Origin of the sequence: Bartonella capreoli, assembly GCF_902813205.1 — a bacterium.
Lineage (GTDB): Bacteria > Pseudomonadota > Alphaproteobacteria > Rhizobiales > Rhizobiaceae > Bartonella > Bartonella schoenbuchensis.
Genome location: NZ_CADDZX010000361.1, coordinates 1 through 394, shown reverse-complemented (window position 1 = coordinate 394; position 394 = coordinate 1). Strand labels below are relative to the sequence as shown.

Sequence of the window (394 nt, the reverse complement as noted above, 5' to 3'; positions counted from 1 at the left end):
TAATCTTTTCAACAAAATGCTTAATCATATGGAAGAAAAATTTGCAGAACTCTTTACGGCAATTGACTGGATTAGTCTTGGCGGTGGAATTCATTTTACAGCTGAAAATTATCCTCTAAAAGCGTTTGCAGAACGTCTAAAACATTTCTCTCAAACCTACGATGTCCCTATTTTTTTAGAGCCAGGAGAAGCGGCCATCACTAACAGTACTACATTAGAAGTAAGTGTGCTTGATACATTGTATAATGAAAAAAACCTTGCTAGTGTTGATAGTTCAACAGAAGCTCATATGCTTGATCTTTTAATTTATCGTGAAGATGCCAAATTGAAACCTAATAAAGGTCCTCATGAAATTATGGTTTGCGGAAAATCTTGTCTTGCTGGTGATATTTTT

General features: G+C 34.8%; 1 protein-coding gene. It reads left to right on the top strand.

What is annotated here, in order from left to right:
• Positions 1–394 (top strand): type III PLP-dependent enzyme domain-containing protein (locus tag J7R05_RS08800; RefSeq protein ID WP_484479018.1); only part of this gene is annotated, 394 nt, incomplete at both ends.